Genomic DNA, 23,221 nt, shown 5'->3' with positions numbered 1-23,221 from the left:
TAGAATCTTCTTTATTAGACAAACAAACTACACTTTCTTTAAGTCTTGTAGTTTCTCTAACCTCAGCAACTTTATTTTCTCCCAATACTTCTTTTATAGCATTAAGAATATCTTTATTTGCTGAATCCTTACTCTCATCTTTATTTTCAGAATCTTTATTATCAGCCTGAAGTATAGAATGAAGTTTAGTACCATCAAACTCTCTCATCATACTAACCATAAACTCATCTACTCTGTCAGTAAAATAAAGAACCTCATAACCTTTATCCTTCATACCTTCCATATGAGGAAGTTTTTCTATAGCGGATTTATCTTTAGCAGCAGCATAATATATGAACTCCTGCCCCTCTTTCATTCTTGATTTATATTCTGATAAAGTAGTATATTCATCATCAGCAGTATTTGAAGATTGGAATAATAACAAATTAGCTAATTTATCTTTTTTGCTGAAATCTGAATATATACCCATTTTTATAGATTCTCCAAACTCTTTGAAGAATTTCTCATATCTCTTTCTGTCATTTTTAAGTATATTTTCTAAAGTATCTAAAACTTTCTTTTCAACATTGGAAGCTATTCTTTTTAATTGTGTGCTGTGCTGTAAAATTTCTCTTGAAATGTTTAAAGAGAAATCAGGAGAATCAACTAATCCTCTCACAAATTTCAAATATTCAGGAAGCAAATCCTTACACTTACTCATTATAAATACATTTCTTGAATAAAGTTCAAGTCCTCTTTCAAAATCAGGATGCAAGAAATTGAAAGGAGCTTTTGAAGGAATGAATAAAAGTGCTGTATATTCTATAGTACCTTCAGCCTTTGTATGTATAACCTCAAAAGGATCAGCATAATCATGAAAATGCTCTTTATAAAATTCATTATACTCTTCAGACTTAACATCGCTTTTTGATTTTTGCCATATACTTATCATAGAGTTGATAGTTTTCTCTTCATACTGCTGAACTTCATTCTCTTCTTTTTTAGGTATAGGCATATCCATAATAATAGGATAATGAACATAATTAGAATATTTATGTATTAAACTCTCTAAAGTATATCTATTGCAATAATCATCATCAACGAAACCGTCTTCTTCTAATTTATCATCTTTTCCTTTTAATTTTAAAATTATGGTAGTTCCTCTATCCTGTCTATCAATATCTTCTATAGAATAAGAACCGTCTCCATTACTTTCCCAACGGACACCCTTTTCACTATCAACATGCTTTGTTTCTATTATAATATTATCAGCTACCATAAATGCAGAGTAAAATCCTACTCCAAACTGTCCTATCAAATCTATACCGCTTTCTTTTGATGCATTTTTATCCTTCTGTATTCTCTCTAAAAATGCTTTTGTACCGCTTCTAGCAATAGAACCTATATTATTGATAACATCTTCTCTAGTCATACCGATTCCGTTATCTTTTATAGTTAATACTTTATTCTGTTCATCAACTTCTATTTTTATTCTTAAATTATCTATATCTGTGTATTTATCTGTATTTGTTATAGACTCAAATCTAGCTTTATCTAAAGCATCGCTTGCATTTGATATGAGTTCTCTTAAAAATATTTCTTTATGAGTGTATATAGAATGCACCATTAAATTTAATATTTGCTTGGTTTCGGCTTCAAAATTCAGTATTTGCTTTTCTGCCATAATAAACTCCTTTATTAAAAATAAATTAAAATTCTTTATAGGTAAAAGATTAATATAAAAAGTTTTAAAGTGAATATATAAAGTCTAAATTGTAAAAGTCTAAAAAATTATTGATATATATATTATAACAAATAATAAAAAAAATCAAATCTTTTAATTTATGTATATAATTTTTTTTATAAAAAAGTTAGAATATACTAACAAAAGTATTGACAATTCTAAAATATATGTTAGAATATTCTAACAATGAAAGAATATAGTTTTGATGAGTTAATTATTAATCACTGTGCCCCTGCTCTGTCAGGTATAAAGATAGCTAATATATTTACATATCAATATAGTGATAAGGAGGAGGTTTACAAGAAAATAACAGTATACAATAGAATATTAAACAACCGTAACATTAATGTATCTATAATAAAAGACTATGATAATAGGGTTATAGTGTATGTTTATGATAGGGAGAAACTTGGAAAATATATTTTGAATGATGATGTATTTGATTTTTTGGGAAATTATGGATATAAAGAAAAAAACATATATAAATGCATTAAATTCTTAAAAGATAGAATGCAAAATAGTAAGAATTTTCCTCATGAAATCGGTATATTTTTGGGATATCCTCTTGTGGACATATACGGCTTTATAAATAATTACGGTAAAAATAGCCTGCATGCTGGATATTGGAAAGTATATCATAATAAGAATGAAGCTATAGAAATATTCAATAGATATAATGAATGCAGAATTTTTTATGTAAATACTTTTTTAAATGGTAAGGGCATATTGGAAATAATGGACGATTACAAAAGATATATTCATAATTAATTTTAGGAGGAAATAAAAATGAGTGATAAAATAGCAGTAATATATTGGAGTGGTACAGGCAATACTGAGATTATGGCACAGAATGTACAAAAGGGCATTGAAAATGCTGGAGGAAGTGCAGAGCTTTTCAGTGTATCTTCATTCAATGTATCAGATATAGATAATTATTCAAAATTGGCATTGGGATGTCCTGCTATGGGGGCAGAAGTTCTTGAAGAATCTGAATTTCAGCCTTTTTACGACTCCATTAAAGATAAACTTGCAAACAAGAAAATTGCTTTATTCGGTTCTTATGATTGGGGTGATGGCGAATGGATGAGAATATGGCAGGAAGATGTAAGCAGTTCTGGAGCTTCTTTAGTGAAAGACGGACTGATAGCTAATCTTACTCCTGATGATAGTGCCGTTAATGAATGTATATCTTTGGGCGAAACCTTAACAAAAGCATAAGTTAAAAAACACATCCTAAAAAACAAAAGAGGCATTAGCTTATAAAAAGTTAATGCCTCATATATAAAATGTAAGTACTAAAAGTAAATTTATAAAATATCCTCCATACTCACTTTGTCAATATAAGGTTTTCCAATAGATTCTAAAAATACGAAATTGATTTTATCATCGCTTCTTTTTTTATCGAGTTTAATTGAGTCTTTTAAATTTATGTTATCAGGTATCGATATTGGAAGAGAGAATTTACTTAATATATTTTTAGCTCTTTCTAATATATTTTTATCTTTAGTGATACCTTTTCTAATACCATACTCTATAGCAAAAATCATACCTATTGCAACAGCCTCCCCATGAAGCAGTACTCCATAACCAGCAGCATTCTCCACACTATGTCCTATCGTATGACCAAAGTTTAAAAACATTCTTTCTTTTTGTTCTTTATAATCTATTTCTACAATATGAGATTTTAATTCGCAGTTTCTCTTTAATACATAGTCCATATCCAATTCAGCATTATTGAAACAGTGATTCTCTATAAGTTTTAAAAGTTTTTCATCAAATAAAAATGCATGCTTTATAACTTCAGCCATTCCTTCATTAAACTCCCTCTTTGGTAAGCTTAATAAAGTATCGCTATCTATTATAACCAGTTTAGGACTATGAAAAGCTCCTACTAAATTTTTACCTTCTTTTATATTAATTCCAGTTTTTCCGCCTACAGAAGAATCAGCACAAGCAAGCAATGTAGTAGGAATCTGCACAAAATCAATGCCTCTCATCCAAACAGCAGCGGCATAACCTGCCATATCCCCTATTACTCCGCCTCCCAATGCCACTATTATATCTTTGCGACTTAATTCATTTTCTGCCAACGAAGAAAATATATTATTAACACTTTCTATATTTTTATTTGACTCTCCGTTCGGAAGAACGCATACTGAAGTGATAATATTCTCTTTTTCTAAACTTTCTTTCACTATATCTGTATAAAGTTTATTTACTATATCATCTGTAACTATTAAAGCTCTCTTTCCTCTCAATATATTCTTCACAAGATTGCCAGTTTCTTTTAATAATCCTTTCTGAACTAAAATATCATAATTAATATTCGATTCATTATTTATCTTTACTTCTACTTTATTCATAGTATTAAAATCCATTATTAATCTTTATATCATATTAGTTTAATATAGTAATTTATTATAATTTAATATATAATATTAAAAACAAAAAGCAAACGATAATTAGGTGTAAAATGAAAAAATTAATTGTATTTATTGTGATATTTATACTATCAGTTAGTTTTATATTATCTCTAAGTATCTTAGGAAATATTCCTAGAAAAACTATTTTAAAATATAATTTCATAGAAGAAAAAATTAATGAAGAAAACGATAAAATATATGAATATTCATCACATATAAGTACAACAGATAAAATATTCAGACATAGTGATTTATTCTACATATTTCTAAACGAAAAAACACTTCCGAACTATATAAAAGAAATAATACCAAGCAAAAAAGGAAATCCAAAAATAAAAATTATTTCATCAGAAAAATTAGATACAAAAAAAGAATATGAAGCAGAATATATATTAAGCCTAAAAGATGAAGTATATATAATATCAATGATGATATGCTATTTATCAGTTTTATTAACTATAATTTTCTATATAAAAAACATAAAAAAAAGAATTATATTATTATATTTATCTTTTTTATTATTGATAATAATTAATACTCTTTTTTATAAAGTGCAATTAAACTATATAGAAATATTTTTTATTATATCATTTTATGTATTGATGATAGTTAATGACTTTAATTTTAGTTTTTTTAAAATAAAAATAAAACATGAAAAACTATTATTAATAGCAGCTTCTTTATTTTCAGCATTTACAAATATATTTATAGTAAATTTTAATTATCCATTAGTAGGGGAAGATATAAGTATGATATTAACAAGATCATATTCCTTACTAACTTATGCTGAAAATAATGGTATTTTTAATATAGAATTTGCTTCTCCATTATTCGGTGCTGGATTAATATCATATCCTAATCCGCAGTATGATCAATTTTCTGTATTCTATTTTTTAAGATATTTAATGCCTTTTTGGAAAGCTTATTTACTTTGTCTATTCTTGTTTTCTATTATTGGTTTTATATCATATTATTATTTCAACAAAGAAATTCTAAAATTAAATTTTGAAATATCATTAATGTCAGCAATACTATTTTCTTTTACAGGATATTATATACAGCATATAATGATAGGACACTGGGCTTTTTTATATCATCCTCTTACAGCTTTAATAGTATATATTTCATTCAGCGACAGATTTAATTATTTCATAAGAGTACTGATAAATGCTTTATTATTTTCTATAATGATATTCGGCGGTTCTATGCAGACAATATTTTTCTATACTTGCTTTACATTATTGGGTATTGCTGCTTTATTATTTAAGCCTAATAAAAAATTTATTATACAATGTACATCTATTGTATTTTCATTTCTTTTAGGAATTATTTTGTCAATTTCAAAATTTATACAATCTGTATATTTTGGAGGTTTAATAGACAGAGGATATGAAGGACTTCATTCAAATAACCCTAACTTAATTTTAAGAAATATTTCAAGTACTTTATTTTATCCTTTACAAGTATGTTTAAGTTTCTCAAAAGATACATTTAATCTTATATGGGAATATGATATTGGATTGCCTATAATGTTAATTATTTTATTATTTTTTATGATATTTTATTATATATTAAATTCATCTAAAACAGAAAAAAAAGATTTTATTAATAAATATAAATTCAATATTATATTTATGATTATATTTATTTATCTATACTGCGATATATTTTTTGCAAATGGAATTATACGATCTTTATTTCCAAAATTAAGATCTGTAAATATTCATCTTAGAATAGCAAGCACATTAATAATACCTATCATAATGATTTATTCACTAATCTTTAATAAATTCATTACTAATAAAAAAAATATAATTATACTGTTTGTTACAATTATAAGTGTAATATTTTATTATCATAGATTTATAAATATACAAACACTCAATGAAAGATATATAAAAACAAATATCGATTTTGATAATGATGTTTTTAAATCAATAAAAAATAATCATGATAAATATAAAGTTTCATATATAAATAATAAATTAGAAATAGCTAATATGATTGATTTTACTAATGGAAGTTATGAATTAAATACTTCAAAACTTCCTTATGAATCAATATATGGATATAAATTAGAAACTTTTAAACCTAAAGAAGAGGGTTCGCCGTACAAGATAGTTAATGGCAAATATAATTTTACAGATCCTAGAAGTTTAATTTTCTTTAATAAAGATTTACCTCAATTCAGCGGATTTGATACTAATGATACTCACAAATTAAATAAATTTTTAAGTTTTAAAGAAGTAAAATGGGAAGTTCCAAAATATTTTACTATATCAAATTATATAAGTGTAATATCTCATATAATAGTTATATTTATATTAGTATTATATTTTATAATAAAAATTATAAAAAAGAATATAAAATTTAATAATAAATCACTTGATAATAAAATCTCATTAAATATAATTAATTTATTAGGAGACTATTAATGAAAAAAATATTTATATTATTATTATTATTTTCTGTACTTTTATACTCTCAAAGAAAATCATCAAGTATAGGCATGGCATTTTATAGATATGATGACGAGTATATAAAATATCTAAAACAATATATAGAAAAAAATATCAATAGAAGTTATTCATTATTAACGGCTGATTCATATAATAGTCAGGCGACTCAAAATGCTCAAATAGAAATGTTTTTAAAGAAAAATGTTAATATATTAGCTATAAATTTGGTAGACAAATCACAAGCACAAAATATTATAGATAAAATAAGTATACAAAATAAGCCTATTATATTTTTCAATAGAGAACCTAATTTAGAAGCTATGAACAGTTATGATAAAGTTTGGTATGTAGGTGGTAAAAGCGAAGAGGCTGGAAATGCTCAGGGAAGAGTAATAACAGAAAGCTGGAAGAAAAGACTTAATTGGGATAAAAATCAAGACGGAAAAATACAAGCTGTTATAATAAAAGGCGATTTAAATGATGATGACACTATAAATAGAACTGAATATATGAAGAAGTATATAGCTTCTAATAATATAAAGCTGCATATATTATCAGAAATTTCTGCTACAGGAAGAAACTCAGCTTCAAATGCTATGGAAACATTAATGTATAAACACGGATCAAAGATAGAATATGTAATATGCAATAATGATTATTTGGCATTGGGAGCATTAGATGCATTGAGAAAATTTAATTATAATAACAGCAGTAGAATGTTAAATTATATTCCAATAATAGGAATAGACGGAATTCCAGAATGTTTAAAAGAGATAGAAAATTACGGTATATTTGCAACTGTATTGCAAAATCCTTCTACTCAAGCTGAAATATTATCATCTGTATCCAAAAATTTAATAAATGGAAAATCTCCTTTAGATGGCACGCATCTCAGTTTCTACAATAATAAATATATTACAATACCATATATACCAGTAACAAGATCTAATTTAGAAACAGCCGTAAAAATATATAAATAAAATATATTTTTTAATAATTTCATTTGACTTATATATCTTTTTTTAATAAACTAAAATATAGCTATATAAAAAATTGGAGTTTTTTATGAATAGATCAGGAATTATTTTTCTAGTATTTTTATTATTTATATTATTAATGGTAAGTTGTGGCAACACTTCAAAATCAAATGATAAAATAGAAGTTGGAATCACTATTTATAGATATGATGATAACTTTATTTCATTTATGAGAAGAAATATCGAAACTATGCTAAATGGAAAGGCAAAATTTATAATGAATGATTCTGAAAATGATCAGGTAAAGCAAAATGATCAGGTAGATGCTGCCATACAAAGACAAGTTAATGCTTTAGCTATTAATTTAGTTGACCCTGCATCAGCAAGCTTTATGATAAATAAAATAAAACCTTCAGGAATACCAGTAATATTCTTTAACAAAGAGCCTAGTAAAGAAGATATGATGCTATACGATAAAGCATGGTATGTAGGAACTTTAAGTGAAGAATCAGGAAATATACAAGGCGATATAGTAGTTAAAGCTTGGACATCAAACCCTGCTTGGGATAAAAATGGCGATGGAAAAATACAATATGTTCTATTAAAAGGAGAATCAGGTCACCCTGATGCCGAAGCTAGAACAGAAAGAATAAAAATAGTATTGTTCGATAATGGGATTGATATTGAACCATTAGATGAGCAAACAGCAAATTGGGATATACTTCAAGCTCAAACAGTTACAGATTCTTGGATAGAAAAATATGGCGATAATATAGAGTTTATATTTTCTAATAATGATGCTATGGCTTTGGGAGCTTTAAAATCTATTCAAAAACGAGGGTATAATATAGGCGACAGCAATCAATTTATACCTATAGTGGGAGTTGATGCTATTCCAGAAATCATTGAAGAAATAAAAAAAGGTACTGTAGTTGGAACTGTTTTACAAAGCCCTAAAGATCAGGCAAAAGCTGTTGTTGATATGCTTATTAATGTTGCAAATGGAAAAAATGTAACTGAAGGAACAACTTATCAATTAGATGATTCAAAAGCAGTAAGAGTACCTTACAGATCAATAACATTAGAAAACATAGACGAATCTACAGAAGCTTATAAATAAAAAATTATTATCATAGTACATATATGCGTTAATAGTATATATGTATTATGATATTTTAAATTTATTTTTTATACTAGGAACTATATATAGTTTTTATTTTAAAAATAAAGTTTACAAATAATAATTATATTATAAGATATAAAGATGAAAATATTTTAGGAGGATATCTATGAAGAATAAAAAAGATTTTCTAATTGTTATTTTAATATTATTATTGATATCTTGTTCAAATAGTTCAAATTATAAAAATAATTTCATAGGTATTACCGTATACAGAACAGATGATTTATTTGCCAATTCTATAAAAAATAATATATCAAAATTCATTTCAGGAAAGGCTAAATATATTATAAAAGATTCTAAAAATAATCAAACTATTCAAAATGAACAAATAGATGATTATATATCAAAAGGTGTAAAAGTACTAGTAATAAATTTAGTAGATCCTGAAGCTGCAGAAAATGTTATTAGTAAAGCTAAAGCATATAATATACCATTAATATTATTTAATAAAGCCCCTGATTTCAATGTTATGTCTTCTTATAATAAAGTATGGTATGTAGGTACAACAAGTAAAGAAGTATCAGATTTACAAGGAGAAATAATATTAAATAATTGGACTAATAATGCTTCTTTGGATAAAAATAATGACGGAAAAATTCAATGCGTTATAATAAAAGGCGAACCAGGACATATAGATGCTGAGATAAGAAGTGAAAATGTAATAACATTTTTAAATAATAACGGAGTAGAAACTGATGTATTAAATATACAAACTGCTATGTGGAATAGAAAGAAAGCATCGGAAATAATGTCTTCTTGGATGAAAAATTATGAATCTCAAATAGAATATATTATCTGCAATAATGATTCTATGGCTTTGGGAGCTTTATCTGCTATACAGAATTTAGGTTATAATAAGGGTGATTCCAATAAATATATACCTATAGTTGGAATAGACGGCACACATGAAAGTATAAAAGAAATAAAAAATGGAGCAATAGTAGGAACTGTTCTTAATGATGAAATTTTACAGGCAAGAGCAATTTCTGATTTAGCAATTAATCTTTTTAATGGACACTATAATCCTATATCTGGAACACCTTGGAGATTAGATAATAGAAAAGCCGTAAAAATTCCATATAAAGCTATTACTATAGATAATCTAGAAAATATAGAGCAATAATTTACATACATACATATCTATAGTTTATAATAATAAAAAGTGATTTTACTTGATTTAAGAAAATAAATTTATATACTAGTAGATAAGAGAATATTATTAATTTAAGGAGTTTTCTAATATGAAAAAATCACTCATCGTTGTTGGGGCATTGTTAGTAATGTCTTCAATCTTTGCCATATCTTGTGGTGGCGGAGCTTCTTCATCTGCATCTACTGATGGTCCTACTATTGGAGTAACAATTTACCGTTATGATGATAATTTTATGTCATTCTACAGAAGAAACATTGAAAGCAAAATTAAAGGAAAAGCTAATTTAATAATCAATGATTCACAAAACAATCAGGCTCAGCAAAATGACCAAGTTGATGTTATGCTTCAAAAAGATGCAAAAGCATTAGCTATCAACTTAGTAGACCCTCAAGCAGCTCAAACTATTATAGATAAAGCTAAAGCTAAAAATGTACCAGTTGTATTCTTCAACAAACAACCAAGTGCTGAAGCTATGGCTAGCTATGATAAAACTTGGTATGTAGGTACTACACCTGAAGAGTCTGGAGATATGCAAGGTCAAGTTGTTGTAGACACTTGGCAAGCTAACCCATCTTGGGATAAAAACGGCGATGGTATTATACAATATGCTTTATTAAAAGGCGAACCAGGTCACCCAGATGCTGAAGCTAGAACTAGTCATGTTACTTTATACATCACTAATAATGGTATCAAAGTAGAAAGATTAGAAGAACAAACAGCTATGTGGGATACTGCAAAAGCTAAAGATATAGTTGATGCTTGGATACAGAAATATGGAGATAAACTTGAATATATTTTCTGTAATAATGATGCTATGGCTTTAGGTGCTTTACAATCTATACAAGCTTTAGGATATAATAAAGAAGGTGATACTACTAAATACATACCTATAGTAGGTGTTGATGCTATTCCTGATATGATAAATGAAATCAAAAAAGGAACTGTAGTTGGTTCTGTTCTTAATGACCCAATTGGTCAATCTCAAGCTTTAGTAGACATTACTTTAAATATTGCTGCTGGTAAAGAGCCACTAGATGGTACTACTTGGACTTTAGATGATGTTAAAGCTGTACGCGTTCCTTATGTACCTATAACTAAAAATAATGTAAATGTTGCTGAAGAAGCTTATAAATAAATAATTGAATTTTTATAATATAGGGATATTAATAATTTAATATCCCTATATTTTAATAATTTTCTGTTAGTTTTAAAAAGGTTTTGAATATATGGATAATAAAAAGATAGTTCTTGAAATGAAAGGTATTTCAAAGTCTTTTCCTGGCGTTAAAGCACTAGATAATGTGCAGCTCACTGTAAAAGAAGGTGAAGTAGTAGCCCTTATGGGAGAAAATGGTGCTGGAAAATCGACTTTAATGAAATGTTTATTTGGTATATACCGTAAGGATGAAGGTCATATATTTTTAGATGGTAAAGAAGTTAACTTTATTTCACCTAAACAAGCTTTAAATAATGGTGTTGCAATGGTTCACCAAGAACTTAATCAGGTTCGCCAAAGAAATATACAAGATAATATATGGCTAGGAAAATATCCTACTAAATATGGTGTTGTCGTTGATGAAAAGAAAATGTATGATGATACTAAAGCAATTTTTGATGATTTAGAAATACCACTAGATCCTAGAACAAAAGTATCTACACTATCTGTATCAGAAATGCAAATGGTAGAAATAGCAAAAGCTGTTTCATATAATTCAAAAATATTAGTATTAGATGAACCTACAAGTTCTCTTACAGAAAAGGAAGTTGCTAAATTATTTAAAATAATTAGAAAACTTCAAAGCAGAGGTGTAGGTATGATTTATATCTCACATAAAATGGAAGAGATACTTCAAATTTCTGATGAAGTTACCATAATGAGAGATGGAAAATATGTTGATACTACCCCTGCCAAAGAATTGACAACTGATATTATTATTAAACAAATGGTAGGAAGAGATTTAACTAATCGTTTCCCTGAAAAAACGAATGTTCCTGGAGAAAATATTTTAGAAATAAAAAATTTCACAGCATTTTATCAGCCTTCACTTAAAGAAGTTAATTTTAATGTAAGAAGAGGAGAAGTATTTGGTATTGCTGGACTTGTAGGAGCTAAAAGAACTGAAGTATTAGAAAGTATTTTCGGTATGAGAACTTTATCATCTGGAAATGTTTTGAAAATGGATAAAGAAGTTAATAATTCATCTACAAGAAAAGCTATAAAAAATGGTTTTGCTTTGGTTACAGAAGAAAGAAGGCAGACTGGAATATTTGGAATGTTATCTATAAATTTTAATTCAACTATAGCAAATATAGATAATTATATAAATAAATTTGGTTTCTTAGATAATAAAAAAATGTATGAAGATACAAAATGGGTTATAGACAGTATGCAGGTAAAAACTCCTTCAGAAAAAACTGCAATACAAACTTTATCTGGAGGTAATCAGCAAAAAGTTATATTAGGAAGATGGCTTTTAAGTAAACCTGATATTCTTATGCTTGATGAGCCTACTAGAGGTATAGATGTTGGTGCTAAATATGATATATACAGACTTATTATAGATTTAGCTACAGTTGGTAAAGCTGTAATAGTAGTTAGTTCTGAAATGCCTGAACTACTCGGTATAACTGATAGAATTATGGTTATGAGTAATGGAAGAGTAGCTGGCATTGTAGAAACTAAAAATACTAGTCAAGAAGAAATTATGGCATTGTCTGCTAAATATTTATAATTTTAATCAAGCATTAAAGGAAATATAATTATGGAAAATAAAAAAATAAACATTAAAAATATCAAATCATTTATACTAAACAATGCTATATTTGCAGCATTACTTGTAATACTTATAGGTATTATCATTAAAGAACCTTCTTTCTTTAGGTTAAGCAACTTTATCAATATATTTGCTCAGGCATCTACTCGTATGATAATAGCTGTTGGTATTGGTACACTTCTTGTAACTCAAGGTAATGACTTAGGTGCTGGTAGAGCTGTAGGACTTGCTGCTGTTGTAAGTGCATCACTTTTGCAATCTCCTTCAAATCCTACTAGAATGTATCCAGACTTGCCTATGATTCCTGTTATATTGCCTATACTTTTAGTTATGCTTGTACTTATGGTATTCGGACTTATAAATGGTTTCATCATTTCTAAACTTTATGTAACTCCATTTATTGCTACTTTAGGTATGCAGCTTATACTTTATGGTGTAACTAGTACATATTTTGACAGACCTCCTTATGGTGCTCAGCCTATCGGAGGACTTGATCCTAGATTTACTAATCTTGCTCAAGGCGGCTTAAAATTAGGTGGTTTTACTATATCATATCTAATAATATTTGCTGTAATTATAACGGTGATTATGTGGTTTATATGGAATAAAACTAAATTAGGTAAAAATATATTTGCCGTTGGAGGAAACCCAGAAGCTGCTGCTGTAAGTGGTGTTAATATACCTTTAACACTTATGATAGTTTATACTATGGCTGGTGCTTTATATGGTATAGCAGGTTCTTTAGAGGTTGCTCGTGTTGGTTCTGCTACTAACAACTTGGGTAATGGTTATGAACTTGATGCTATCGCGTCATGCGTTGTAGGAGGAGTTTCTTTCTCTGGAGGTATAGGCTCTATTTTAGGTATTGTATCTGGAGTATTAATATTCCAAGTTATTAACTATGGTATGGCATTCGTTGGTATTTCTCCATATACACAATACATAATTAAGGGTGCTATCATAATAGCTGCTGTTGCAGTTGATACACAAAAGTATCTGAAAAAAGTATGATAGGTTTATTATGGAATACGATAATAATAATGATCCTTTTAGAAGAGAGTTTAATAAAAAAGAAACTAAAAAAAGGACTTTAAAAGCTCTTATATTTTTAGGTTTTGTATTTATGATATTCGTAATAGGCGAATTTATAAGATATATAACCAGTATAATATATAGGTAAAATAAAAAGGCTGTACTTCAATATTTAAGTGCAGCCTTTTAATATTTTAATTCTTCATAAATAAGAGGTTCATCAATGAATCTTGTATATATAAAAAGTTTATTGTCTTCTATTTTATAAGAATATGCCGTTTGAAGTATAGATATATAATCTCCCTCTACCCTTCTCTTTTCAACACTATCAGTTCTCCTCGTTGTCTTTATCATATAAATAGAAATTAAATCGCCATCTATTTTACAATTAGCCCAATAATCATTTATGGCAGACTTACCATATATTTTATCTTTATCTATACTAATTGTAATATTCATATCAGGATGCATGCTAATAAGATGATAAACTTTTATTTTTTCTATAATTATAGGTTTTTCTCTCACAGAAACAGAATTATGAGTACATGAAATTAATAAGAATATAATCAATATAATATTTACATATAAAATTTTTTTCAAAATTAAAATAGAGTAAGCTCCCCTTCTTTGCTTCCGCCACCGCTTAAGTCTTCAAATGTATCCATTCCACCAGTACCCTTATCCAATGCACCTGAAGAATTACCTTTGAGTATATCTTCAAATATAGGAGAACTAATAAGTCTTGTATAAGCCTGATTAGCATTCTTTTCAAACTGTATATTTGGATTAGCCTTAATAGCATGAGTGAGTAGAAGTTTTGCAAAACCATTTCTTCTATAAGGGTAATTCATATATATATATTTTAAAACACCCTCTTTATTTATATAATAATAACCATTAATTCTTCCATCTATAGTTAAAAGCCCTATATTTGTATTATTACTATGTATTATCTTATTAAAATAAGGCTCTATATAAACTTCTTCTTTATTATCTTTAATTTTTATATTATGTATAAAATTTTGTAATTCATTTCTGTATATACTATTATATTCTATTACAACTACAGAAGGATACTCTTCATGTTCTATAATTACTGCTGGCATAATTGATCTCCAAAAATACAATACTTGTTTCTAATATCGACAATAATAAAAATTTATATAATTTTTTATTGACTATTTTTTTATTTATAATATAGTTCTCTATTATAAATATAATAAAAAATACAAATTAATTTCAATGTTTATTAAAAATAAGCTTTTTTATCAAAAACAAAAAGAAATATTAATAGCATTTCTTAAAAGAGTTGTAGATTATACTCCAAGTGTATTAGTAGGATTATTAATACTAATTATAACATCAAATCTATATGGAAGAGAAAACTCATCTATAGGAATAATTGCTATATTTATATGTGCCTTAATGCGTCAAAGTTTTACAATAGAAAATTTCCCTACTCTGGCATTAAGAATACTATTATTAGGCTTTTTAGCAACAATAGCAGAACAAAACATATTTTTAGTTATAATTCTAAATTTTATAGTGACTTTTTCTATAGTGTATTTACTTTCAGATGATTTTGTTCCTAGAAACTATTTTATATATGGATTTACTTATGTTCTTCTACAGGCATACAATATACCTATATTAAATATACATTTAAGAATGGAATCTATATTGATGTCTTTACTTGTAATATTCATATTCCTCACTACAAATAAATTTCTTACAAAACATAAAATATCTAATAATTTGGCATACAGAGGAATGAAAGCAATAAATAAAAAATTACTTCTATTATATAATAAAACTTGTTCATTGAGTAAAAAAGATTATATATTTTCTATAATAAATGAATATACTTTAGCTATATATATGGATACCTTAAAAAGACATAACACCATGAATAATAGAAATATTGATCATTTTGAACTTGTTTTATTCTTGGAAGAGGTTAATATTTTAATAAATAAAGAATATAAAAATTTTGATAAATTCACTGACAGTGATTTAGAATATTTTATAATGCTTTCAAAAGTTCTAGAAAGAATAGCAAGATTATTAAAGCATGATATATCAAAAAATGAAAAGGAATATAATAGTATAATAAATGCTATAAATTATTTTAATGATAATTACTACTTAAGCGACGAGAAAAGCAATTATGAATGGATATATGCTTTATCCAAATTAAAAAATATATTATTGAATATGTTTGAAAACAAAAAAGATGATTTTGAAATAAAAAAATTATTCAATTTGCAATTTTTAACATTAAAAAAAGAATTCGATATTAATAAATGTCATTTCAGATTTTCTTTAAAAATGGGAATCATAATGTGCTTATCATTTACCATTATGTATTTTTTACCAGAAGAAATAGCAATAAGAGGTTATTGGCTTCCTATTCTATCATATATAATGCTTTATCCTTTTTATGAAGAGCAGAAGCTTAATTTAAAAATAAATGTATTTGGAAATTTTATAGGTGTATTTATTTTTTCAGTTCTTTTTAAGTACATTCCAAATGAAATGATTATTCCAGCTATAGGAATATGCATTCTATTATCTTTAGCATCTGCAAATGACTTTTTAAAAAAAATATATGGTACAATATCTGCATTAATATCTTCATTTCCATATATGCCAAAATTGATTTCAGCATCTTCAAGAGTCGGCTTTATTATAATAGCATTATTAATTGTATGGGTATTCGATCATTTTATTATAAGAACAGAAACTCATAAAGGATTGGTTGATAAAATTAGTGAGCTTATAGAAATTGATACTATGATAATAAATCAAATGAAAAAAGCTATCAATAATGAAACTACATCTCAATATCTCTATGAAATACTATTAAAAGCATATATGATAAAAAACAACATAATCATATATGAAAAAAATCAAACAAGATATAAAGGCACCCCTATCACTGACTCATTAATAGAAAGCAATAGAAAATTTATAGTAGAAGCAGAACAGTTAATACATCTTATAAAAACATACAATAGACCTGAAGATAGGCATAATATATTAATATTTGTTGAGCATATATCAAGCATATTAGAAAATACAGCTAAATTATTTAAAAATGAAATTAATGATTTTAATAATGAAGAAAAAAGGAGAAATGTTATAAAAAATGATTCATATATATTCTATAGATTAGAAAATTGTTTTGAAAGCATCAATTCAATTAACAATTCAATAAAAAATAATATAGATAATATATTATAATTTGACATTAAAATAATTATGTTTATAATTAATAAATTAATGGATATAAGAATGAAAAAAATTATTATTTTATTTATATTATTTACATCTGTAAAAGCTTTTTCACAATTAGGTTTTTTTAGTTTAGGATATATTTTACCATTAGCTGGAAGTTTGCCTCAATATTATATAGAAAATCATGGTGGAATATTAAATAAAAATAGCTATGAATCTCAATCAGCATTTGAAATAGGATTTTTAGTTCAGCCTGCATACAATTTTATTTTGCATGAATATGCTATATTAGGCTTGGGAATGGATTTAGGTTATTACAGAGATGCTTATAGATTTATTAATTATGAAGACAGACAAAAATATACTCATATATTTGATAGTCTAAATATAGGCGGATATATAGAAGGCTTGTTTTCCAATATATTTATGATTGGATTTGGAGGAGGAGTAAAAGTTCCTTTGGGTGGAAGTTATAGATATGATTATATAATAGAATCTCTTAATTACAGCAGATTAAAGCAGAGATTTGATGATATAGTAATACCATATGTAAAATTTTTGATTGGTGTAAAATCATTTCCTGCAATAAGCGGTTTTAGTTTGAGTTTTTATTTTAATTATGATTTTCCTGTGATAAAAGATATAAGAGTATCTCCAGACAGCGTTAAATTTTCATCAATAGATTTAGGAGTTCAAATAGGTATTTATATTTCTAATTTAGGATATTAAAATTAGATAAACTTATATTCCTCAGTAAAATTAAAAGTAACTGATACAAATATATCTTTCATTTTTATATTATGATCATTTTGCATAGTTTCATATATTATATTATATGAATTACTTATATGAACCAATTCATTAAAACTTTCTTTTTTAAATATTTTATTCGAAAATCCGTCTATTAAAGCATCTTCAATATATTTATAACTAGGAAATTGTGTTTTTAAAATATTATAATTATTACTTCCTACATTAACCTCAACTCTATCATTAAAAATAACATCTTTAAAAGCATATTCAGCACATATCTCTGGAACAAAATTTATTATTTCTTCTCTTATATTAGTATCAGATATTATATTTTTTATATTCTCTATAAATTCTATATAATTAAAATTAGATTTTTCAAATTCAAGTACATATTCAATAACAAAATATTCAATTTCTTCTTTAGAATAAGGATATTTTATATATGTACAATCAGATTGAAGTATAAAGAAAAATTGCTTTATAGAAAAAAATTTTCCATTATTATCCCATTTAATAATTTCATTTTGAACACAATTTTCCAAAGTTTTATTATTAACATTATTTATAGTACATTCAACTATTATATCACCATTAGGCATTTTAGCACCATAAGTCTTTATAAAACTTACTCTATTATTTTCAAGTATAAATGGCACTTCCTTATGTATAGCATTCCATAAAAAGCTGGAATATCCATTCTTCTCATCAAATCCCACATAATCATCATAAAAATCTTCTTTATTTTCTATATTACCAAGACCAAGCATAGGACTTTCGCATACGGTAAAATTTTTCTTTATTCCTAGTATTGAAGTTTCTATTTCATGATGATGAATACCAGATAAAAAATCTAATATTCCCTGCAAAGCACAATATACAAAATTATCAGAAGAAAGTTCTATTGCTTTATATTCATCAGAAGCAATACTTGAAGATGACTCAAAAAATACCTTATCAAAAAGAGGTACTTTCACATAAAAATACACAGTACATAGTATACTGTTCTTCTTTTCTATCTGAACTATTTTAGACTCAATAGTAATATCATAACTTAGAAATTTAATGCAATCATCTTCTATTTTATTTTTATGATTTATAGTAGTATGAAGCCTATTTAATAGTATGTCTTTATAAGTATTCATTAAGCAAGCACCATTTCTAATATTTCATTTATAGACAATGGACTAAAATTATGAATATCACTTGCTATATTAAATGCTGATTTATGATATTTTTTATTTTTATGCCAATGCCCATGTATTAATATGCTATTGTTGTAATATCCTTCCCATTCTAATATAGGATAATGAAATAATACAGCTTTTTTTATAATACTATTATAATTTTTTATATCCAAAACATAATAGTCTTTAATAAATTTGAATAAAGTTTTGTCAAATTTAATATTCTCTGCAAATTTATCATTATTTCCTTTTATAAGATATTTATTTCCATTCAAACATCTCAATAACCCAGAAGTCTTTAAATATCCATTTTCATTGGAGAAATCTCCTATTATATATATATCATCTTCTTCAGATACTTTTTCATTCCATTTATTAATCAAATATTTATGCATAGAATCATAATCATCAAATAACTTTTTTCTGTTAGCAGTCATATAAAAGAAATGAGTATCTGAAGTAAAATATATCATACATTAATTATCAACTGATCCTAGAGAAATATATTTAATTCCTCTATCTTTCATTCTCTTTTTATCATATTGATTTCTGCCGTCAAATATTACAGGCTCTTTCAATAATTCTTTTATCTTATCAAAACTAGGTCTTCTAAATTCATTCCATTCTGTAATTAAAATTAAAGCATCAGCATCTTTTAAAGCATCATAAGAATTTTCGGCATAGTATATTTTATTTGCAAATATAGCCTTAGCATTATCAAAAGCTTTAGGATCATAAGCTTTAATATTAGCACCAGCATCTAAAAGCATATTTATTATAGTTATAGCAGGAGCCTCTCTCATATCATTAGTTCTAGGCTTGAATGCAAGTCCCCATAATCCGAATGTCTTACCTTTAATATCATTATTATAATACTTCAAAATTTTATTAACAAAAACTTTTCTCTGATTTATGTTAACCTGATGAGTTGCCTTAAGTAAATCAGAATCTATTCCATAATCGGATGCTGTTTTTATTAAGGCCTGCACATCTTTAGGAAAACAGCTTCCACCGTATCCCAAACCATGAAATAAAAATTGATTTCCTATTCTTTTATCGCTTGACATACCTATTCTAACCAAATCAGCATCAGCACCTACTTTCTCACATATATTTGAAATTTCATTTGCAAATGATATTTTAGTAGCCAAAAATGCATTAGCAGCATATTTAGTCATTTCAGCAGAACGAACATCCATTATTATTATAGGATTTCCTGTTCTAGTAAAAGGACTATAAATATCTCTCATAATATCTATGGCTTTTTCAGAATCAGAACCTATAACTACCCTATCAGGCTTTAAAAAGTCATCAACAGCAGCACCCTGTTTCAAAAATTCAGGATTAGAAACCACATCAAATTCAGCATTATAATGTTTTTTTATTTCATCTTCTACCAATTTATGAGTTCCAACAGGCACAGTAGATTTATCTACTATAACTTTATATCCATTCATAGCCTTACCTATATCATTGGCAACTGAAAGTACAAAGCTTAAATCACAGCTTCCATCATCTCCAGAAGGAGTTCCAACAGCAATAAAACATGCAATAGATTTTTTTACAGCATAATCCAAATCATTTGTAAACTCTAATCTTCCTTCAGAAACATTTGCTAGTATAAGCTCCTCTAATCCAGGTTCATATAAAGGTGTTATACCATTTTTAAGTTTTTTTAACTTTTCTTCGTCATTATCAACACATATAACATAATTACCCATCTCAGCAAGACATGCTCCTGTAATAAGTCCTACATAACCTGTACCAACTATACATATTTTCACTTAAAAACTCCTTTAAAATAAAAAAGTAGACATTTAATAGATTTTATCATATAATAAATTATTATATTTTCAAGCAAAATATTATTTACTATAGATATTTTTGGATTTTTCCGATAATATATGATAAGATTTTAAATTTGTGGGGCGTATAAATGGATGATTATATAAAAAGTCTGCTTAAAGATTTCTTTGAAGAAGCATTTGAAATGCTTGACAGATTAGAACAAAATATTCTTATTTTGGACAATGAAAGAAATAATGTTGATGCTATACAAGAAATATTTAGAGCTGTTCACACTTTAAAAGGAAGTGCAGGAGCTGTAGAACTTGTTGAAACTCAAAAATACGCCCATAGATTTGAAGATTTACTTGATTTAATAAGAAACAACAAAATAGAAGTAGATGATGCTACTATTGATGTACTTTTAAAAGGTATAGATATATTAAAAGATCTTATTAATACTGCAAGTGAAGAAAGTGAGTATTCTGGAGATATAGAAGCTGAAATAAAAAAATTAGAAGATTTTAAAAATATGAAATTAGGTCAAGGTCCTGCTCCGTCTGCTGGAGATGTTCCAACTGCTTCAAATACTAATACTTCTGAATCTGAAAAAAAAGTTAATAAATACGAACTTCTTCCAAATGACAGTGATTTGCTTGGAATAATAAGAGATAATGTAGAAGAAAATGTTAAAACAAAATTAGTACATGTAAGTTTTGACCCTGAAAGTCCTATGAAAACAGTAGGCGGGGTTCAAGTATTCGTTGCTTTAAAAGATGTAGGCGAAATAATGGGAAGTATACCGCCTCTTGAATCTTTGGAAGGCGATGGGTTTTATGAGCATGTTACTTATATAATTGCTGCTATTAAAGAAGATCAAACTATAATAGATGCTATTACATTACCTGATGTTACAAAAGAAATTTCTATAGAAGAAATAATTCTTGAAGAATATGAAAAATTCCTTCAGGATAAAAAAGAAAAAGAAACTGTTGCGGCAGTAGCTACTGGTAAAAAACCTGATACTAATAAAGCAACAAAAGATCATAAAGAAAGACAAAGTTCATTTTTAAGAGTAGAAAGTGATAGAATAGATGCTATGATGAATCAGGTTGGAGAGCTTGTAACAAATAAAAGTTCTTATGTTCAGTATGATGATGATCTCTCTTCATATCAGAAAATTATAGGTACTGGATTAAATGAATTAAAAAGATATTATAGAGATACAATTGTTCAAATACTTAGAAAATTTGAAGATCATATGCAAAAAAAAGAGGCTAAAGAAATTAGAAATACATATATAGATAGCTTCAATAATAAATTAAATGAATTTGTAAAAATGGAAGAAGATTTTAAAAATACTTTAGACAGATTTAGAAATTCTTATCAGCTTCTTACAAGGGTAACAAATGAACTTCAGGAAACTGTAATGAAAATAAGAATGCTTCCTATAGCGCAAACATTCAACAGATTCCCTCGTCTTATAAGGGATTTATCTAGAGATTTAGGTAAAGAAGTAAAATTAGAGATGTACGGAGAAGAAACTGAATTAGATAAATCCGTTATTGAAGTTTTAGTAGATCCATTAGTGCATATTATAAGAAATGCTATGGATCATGGTATAGAATCGCCTGAAGATAGAGAAAAAGCTGGAAAACCTAGAACTGGTACAGTTATTTTAAGTGCTTCGCATGAAGGCAACTTGATAATCATAAAAATATCCGATGACGGTAAAGGAATGATACCTCAAAAAATATTTGAAAGTGCTGTTAAAAAAGGTCTTGTTTCTCCTGATGCTAAATTATCAGAAAAACAAATGCTTGAATATATATTTGCTCCTGGTTTTTCTACTGCATCAAAAATTACCAATGTATCTGGAAGAGGTGTTGGTATGGATGTTGTTAAGAAAAGTTTGGAAAAAATTAATGGTACTGTAGGTATAGAAACAGAATTTGGAAAAGGCTCCACTTTCTTCCTTAGAATTCCTCTTACTGTTGCCATTATTCAGGCTCTTATTGTCGATGCAGAAAAAGAATACTATGCAGTTCCTATTAACAGTATATTAGAAACTGTAAAAATAGATGTTAAAGATATTCAAGAATTGGAAGGAATAGAAGTTATTAAAGTAAGAGATGATGTTATAAATGTACTCAGCATCAAAGAATTATTCAGACTTCCTTCAAGATATGATAATATAAAATCATACTATGCTGTTATACTTTCTTCTGAAGGAAAAAAAGTTGCTCTTTTAGTTAATAACCTAATAGGTGAACAGGATATAGTTATTAAAACTCTTAAAGATAATATTACAAAATCAGAAGGTTTGGCAGGAGCTACTGTTTTGGGAGATGGTACTGTTAGTTTCATTTTAGATATTCAAACTATTGTAAGTCTTGGTACTAAGAGGATCATTGAGAGAGGAAAAGTTAATAACAATAAAGGCAATAAGAATGATTTGAGAAGTTTTATTGAAAAACTCAAAAATAATGAAATACCTGAAATACCGCAGTAATAATATAAATGTTATAATAAAAATTT

20 protein-coding genes are annotated in these 23,221 nt (G+C 26.6%); 13 read left to right on the top strand and 7 right to left on the bottom strand.

Translation table 11 applies throughout. From position 1 onward, the window contains the following. The coding region (gene htpG, locus Q1J76_RS06720) for a molecular chaperone HtpG (protein ID WP_300368710.1) at positions 1 to 1,663 on the bottom strand (1,663 nt) is incomplete at its 3' end. 246 nt (positions 1,664 to 1,909) lie between these two features. Here htpG and Q1J76_RS06715 point away from each other — a divergent pair. Beyond that, a complete protein-coding gene (locus Q1J76_RS06715; RefSeq protein ID WP_300368707.1) occupies positions 1,910 to 2,491 on the top strand; it encodes a DUF3793 family protein in 582 nt (193 codons plus the stop codon). A gap of 18 nt (positions 2,492 to 2,509) precedes the next feature. Further along, positions 2,510 to 2,941: a flavodoxin gene (locus Q1J76_RS06710; RefSeq protein ID WP_300368704.1), complete on the top strand. Its 432-nt coding sequence runs from the start codon at positions 2,510 to 2,512 to the stop codon at positions 2,939 to 2,941. An 89-nt stretch (positions 2,942 to 3,030) separates the two neighbouring features. On the opposite strand, the gene aroB is transcribed toward Q1J76_RS06710, so the two are convergent. After that, positions 3,031 to 4,086, bottom strand: a complete 1,056-nt coding sequence (aroB, locus tag Q1J76_RS06705) for a 3-dehydroquinate synthase (protein ID WP_300368702.1) — start codon at positions 4,084 to 4,086, stop codon at positions 3,031 to 3,033. 110 nt (positions 4,087 to 4,196) lie between these two features. On the opposite strand from aroB, the gene Q1J76_RS06700 reads away from it, so the two are divergent. From Q1J76_RS06700 to Q1J76_RS06665, 8 genes are all read left to right on the top strand, one after another. Further along, on the top strand, positions 4,197 to 6,581 hold the full coding sequence (locus Q1J76_RS06700; protein WP_300368699.1) for a hypothetical protein: 2,385 nt from the start codon (positions 4,197 to 4,199) through the stop codon (positions 6,579 to 6,581). After that, positions 6,581 to 7,585 carry a galactose ABC transporter substrate-binding protein gene (locus tag Q1J76_RS06695; protein ID WP_300368697.1) on the top strand — a complete coding sequence of 335 codons (1,005 nt, stop codon included), beginning with the start codon at positions 6,581 to 6,583 and terminating at the stop codon, positions 7,583 to 7,585. Before Q1J76_RS06700 ends, Q1J76_RS06695 begins: the two co-directional genes overlap by 1 nt. Positions 7,586 to 7,670: 85 nt before the next feature. After that, entirely contained in the window at positions 7,671 to 8,702 is a 1,032-nt protein-coding gene (locus tag Q1J76_RS06690) for a galactose ABC transporter substrate-binding protein (protein WP_300368694.1), read from the top strand. A gap of 169 nt (positions 8,703 to 8,871) precedes the next feature. Continuing rightward, on the top strand, positions 8,872 to 9,888 hold the full coding sequence (locus Q1J76_RS06685) for a galactose ABC transporter substrate-binding protein (RefSeq protein ID WP_300368691.1): 1,017 nt from the start codon (positions 8,872 to 8,874) through the stop codon (positions 9,886 to 9,888). 118 nt (positions 9,889 to 10,006) lie between these two features. Next, positions 10,007 to 11,053 (top strand): galactose ABC transporter substrate-binding protein, encoded by a 1,047-nt coding sequence (locus tag Q1J76_RS06680; RefSeq protein WP_300368688.1) that lies wholly within the window; start codon positions 10,007 to 10,009, stop codon positions 11,051 to 11,053. A gap of 91 nt (positions 11,054 to 11,144) precedes the next feature. Continuing rightward, positions 11,145 to 12,650: a galactose/methyl galactoside ABC transporter ATP-binding protein MglA gene (gene mglA / locus Q1J76_RS06675; protein ID WP_300368685.1), complete on the top strand. Its 1,506-nt coding sequence runs from the start codon at positions 11,145 to 11,147 to the stop codon at positions 12,648 to 12,650. Between the two features lie 30 nt (positions 12,651 to 12,680). Further along, positions 12,681 to 13,703: a galactose/methyl galactoside ABC transporter permease MglC gene (gene mglC, locus Q1J76_RS06670; RefSeq protein WP_300368682.1), complete on the top strand. Its 1,023-nt coding sequence runs from the start codon at positions 12,681 to 12,683 to the stop codon at positions 13,701 to 13,703. Positions 13,704 to 13,713: 10 nt separating this feature from the next. Beyond that, positions 13,714 to 13,872 (top strand): hypothetical protein, encoded by a 159-nt coding sequence (locus tag Q1J76_RS06665; RefSeq protein ID WP_300368679.1) that lies wholly within the window; start codon positions 13,714 to 13,716, stop codon positions 13,870 to 13,872. 38 nt (positions 13,873 to 13,910) lie between these two features. Here the strand turns inward: Q1J76_RS06665 and Q1J76_RS06660 are convergent, their stop codons facing one another. Both Q1J76_RS06660 and Q1J76_RS06655 read right to left on the bottom strand, forming a co-directional pair. Continuing rightward, positions 13,911 to 14,324, bottom strand: a complete 414-nt coding sequence (locus tag Q1J76_RS06660) for an META domain-containing protein (protein WP_300368676.1) — start codon at positions 14,322 to 14,324, stop codon at positions 13,911 to 13,913. Between the two features lie 2 nt (positions 14,325 to 14,326). Beyond that, on the bottom strand, positions 14,327 to 14,830 hold the full coding sequence (locus Q1J76_RS06655) for a hypothetical protein (RefSeq protein ID WP_300368673.1): 504 nt from the start codon (positions 14,828 to 14,830) through the stop codon (positions 14,327 to 14,329). Positions 14,831 to 14,966: 136 nt separating this feature from the next. Here Q1J76_RS06655 and Q1J76_RS06650 point away from each other — a divergent pair, with 136 nt between their 5' ends. Together Q1J76_RS06650 and Q1J76_RS06645 are read left to right on the top strand one after the other, a co-directional pair. Next, positions 14,967 to 16,967 (top strand): FUSC family protein, encoded by a 2,001-nt coding sequence (locus Q1J76_RS06650; protein ID WP_300368670.1) that lies wholly within the window; start codon positions 14,967 to 14,969, stop codon positions 16,965 to 16,967. Positions 16,968 to 17,018: 51 nt separating this feature from the next. Continuing rightward, positions 17,019 to 17,690 carry a hypothetical protein gene (locus tag Q1J76_RS06645; RefSeq protein ID WP_300368667.1) on the top strand — a complete coding sequence of 224 codons (672 nt, stop codon included), beginning with the start codon at positions 17,019 to 17,021 and terminating at the stop codon, positions 17,688 to 17,690. A gap of 2 nt (positions 17,691 to 17,692) precedes the next feature. Here the strand turns inward: Q1J76_RS06645 and Q1J76_RS06640 are convergent, their stop codons facing one another. From Q1J76_RS06640 to Q1J76_RS06630, 3 genes are read right to left on the bottom strand one after another with little or no spacing between them, the layout of a single operon-like run. Continuing rightward, a complete protein-coding gene (locus tag Q1J76_RS06640) occupies positions 17,693 to 18,856 on the bottom strand; it encodes a DUF6348 family protein (RefSeq protein ID WP_300368664.1) in 1,164 nt (387 codons plus the stop codon). After that, a complete protein-coding gene (locus Q1J76_RS06635) occupies positions 18,856 to 19,371 on the bottom strand; it encodes a phosphoesterase (protein WP_300368661.1) in 516 nt (171 codons plus the stop codon). The genes Q1J76_RS06640 and Q1J76_RS06635 overlap by 1 nt, the downstream gene beginning before the upstream one ends. 3 nt (positions 19,372 to 19,374) lie before the next feature. Beyond that, positions 19,375 to 20,682, bottom strand: a complete 1,308-nt coding sequence (locus Q1J76_RS06630; protein WP_300368658.1) for a UDP-glucose dehydrogenase family protein — start codon at positions 20,680 to 20,682, stop codon at positions 19,375 to 19,377. Between the two features lie 152 nt (positions 20,683 to 20,834). Here Q1J76_RS06630 and Q1J76_RS06625 point away from each other — a divergent pair, with 152 nt between their 5' ends. After that, positions 20,835 to 23,195, top strand: coding sequence for a chemotaxis protein CheA (locus Q1J76_RS06625; protein ID WP_300368655.1), 2,361 nt, complete (start codon positions 20,835 to 20,837; stop codon positions 23,193 to 23,195). Positions 23,196 to 23,221 lie beyond the last annotated feature (26 nt).

The sequence above is a fragment of the Brachyspira sp. genome (genome assembly GCF_029258575.1).
In the GTDB taxonomy this organism is placed as follows: domain Bacteria; phylum Spirochaetota; class Brachyspiria; order Brachyspirales; family Brachyspiraceae; genus Brachyspira.
This window is presented reverse-complemented; position numbering and strand designations above follow the sequence as displayed.

Excerpts from the sequence above, each read along its gene's own strand:
- Q1J76_RS06625 (WP_300368655.1), top strand. The coding sequence starts at position 20,835 with ATGGATGATTATATAAAAAGTCTGCTTAAAGATTTCTTTGAAGAAGCA.
- mglC (WP_300368682.1), top strand. The coding sequence starts at position 12,681 with ATGGAAAATAAAAAAATAAACATTAAAAATATCAAATCATTTATACTA.
- Q1J76_RS06685 (WP_300368691.1), top strand. The coding sequence starts at position 8,872 with ATGAAGAATAAAAAAGATTTTCTAATTGTTATTTTAATATTATTATTG.
- Q1J76_RS06700 (WP_300368699.1), top strand. The coding sequence starts at position 4,197 with ATGAAAAAATTAATTGTATTTATTGTGATATTTATACTATCAGTTAGT.
- Q1J76_RS06655 (WP_300368673.1), bottom strand. The coding sequence starts at position 14,830 with ATGCCAGCAGTAATTATAGAACATGAAGAGTATCCTTCTGTAGTTGTA.
- Q1J76_RS06680 (WP_300368688.1), top strand. The coding sequence starts at position 10,007 with ATGAAAAAATCACTCATCGTTGTTGGGGCATTGTTAGTAATGTCTTCA.
- Q1J76_RS06665 (WP_300368679.1), top strand. The coding sequence starts at position 13,714 with ATGGAATACGATAATAATAATGATCCTTTTAGAAGAGAGTTTAATAAA.
- Q1J76_RS06695 (WP_300368697.1), top strand. The coding sequence starts at position 6,581 with ATGAAAAAAATATTTATATTATTATTATTATTTTCTGTACTTTTATAC.
- mglA (WP_300368685.1), top strand. The coding sequence starts at position 11,145 with ATGGATAATAAAAAGATAGTTCTTGAAATGAAAGGTATTTCAAAGTCT.
- Q1J76_RS06635 (WP_300368661.1), bottom strand. The coding sequence starts at position 19,371 with ATGATATATTTTACTTCAGATACTCATTTCTTTTATATGACTGCTAAC.
- Q1J76_RS06710 (WP_300368704.1), top strand. The coding sequence starts at position 2,510 with ATGAGTGATAAAATAGCAGTAATATATTGGAGTGGTACAGGCAATACT.
- Q1J76_RS06690 (WP_300368694.1), top strand. The coding sequence starts at position 7,671 with ATGAATAGATCAGGAATTATTTTTCTAGTATTTTTATTATTTATATTA.
- aroB (WP_300368702.1), bottom strand. The coding sequence starts at position 4,086 with ATGAATAAAGTAGAAGTAAAGATAAATAATGAATCGAATATTAATTAT.
- Q1J76_RS06645 (WP_300368667.1), top strand. The coding sequence starts at position 17,019 with ATGAAAAAAATTATTATTTTATTTATATTATTTACATCTGTAAAAGCT.
- Q1J76_RS06640 (WP_300368664.1), bottom strand. The coding sequence starts at position 18,856 with ATGAATACTTATAAAGACATACTATTAAATAGGCTTCATACTACTATA.
- Q1J76_RS06715 (WP_300368707.1), top strand. The coding sequence starts at position 1,910 with ATGAAAGAATATAGTTTTGATGAGTTAATTATTAATCACTGTGCCCCT.
- Q1J76_RS06650 (WP_300368670.1), top strand. The coding sequence starts at position 14,967 with ATGTTTATTAAAAATAAGCTTTTTTATCAAAAACAAAAAGAAATATTA.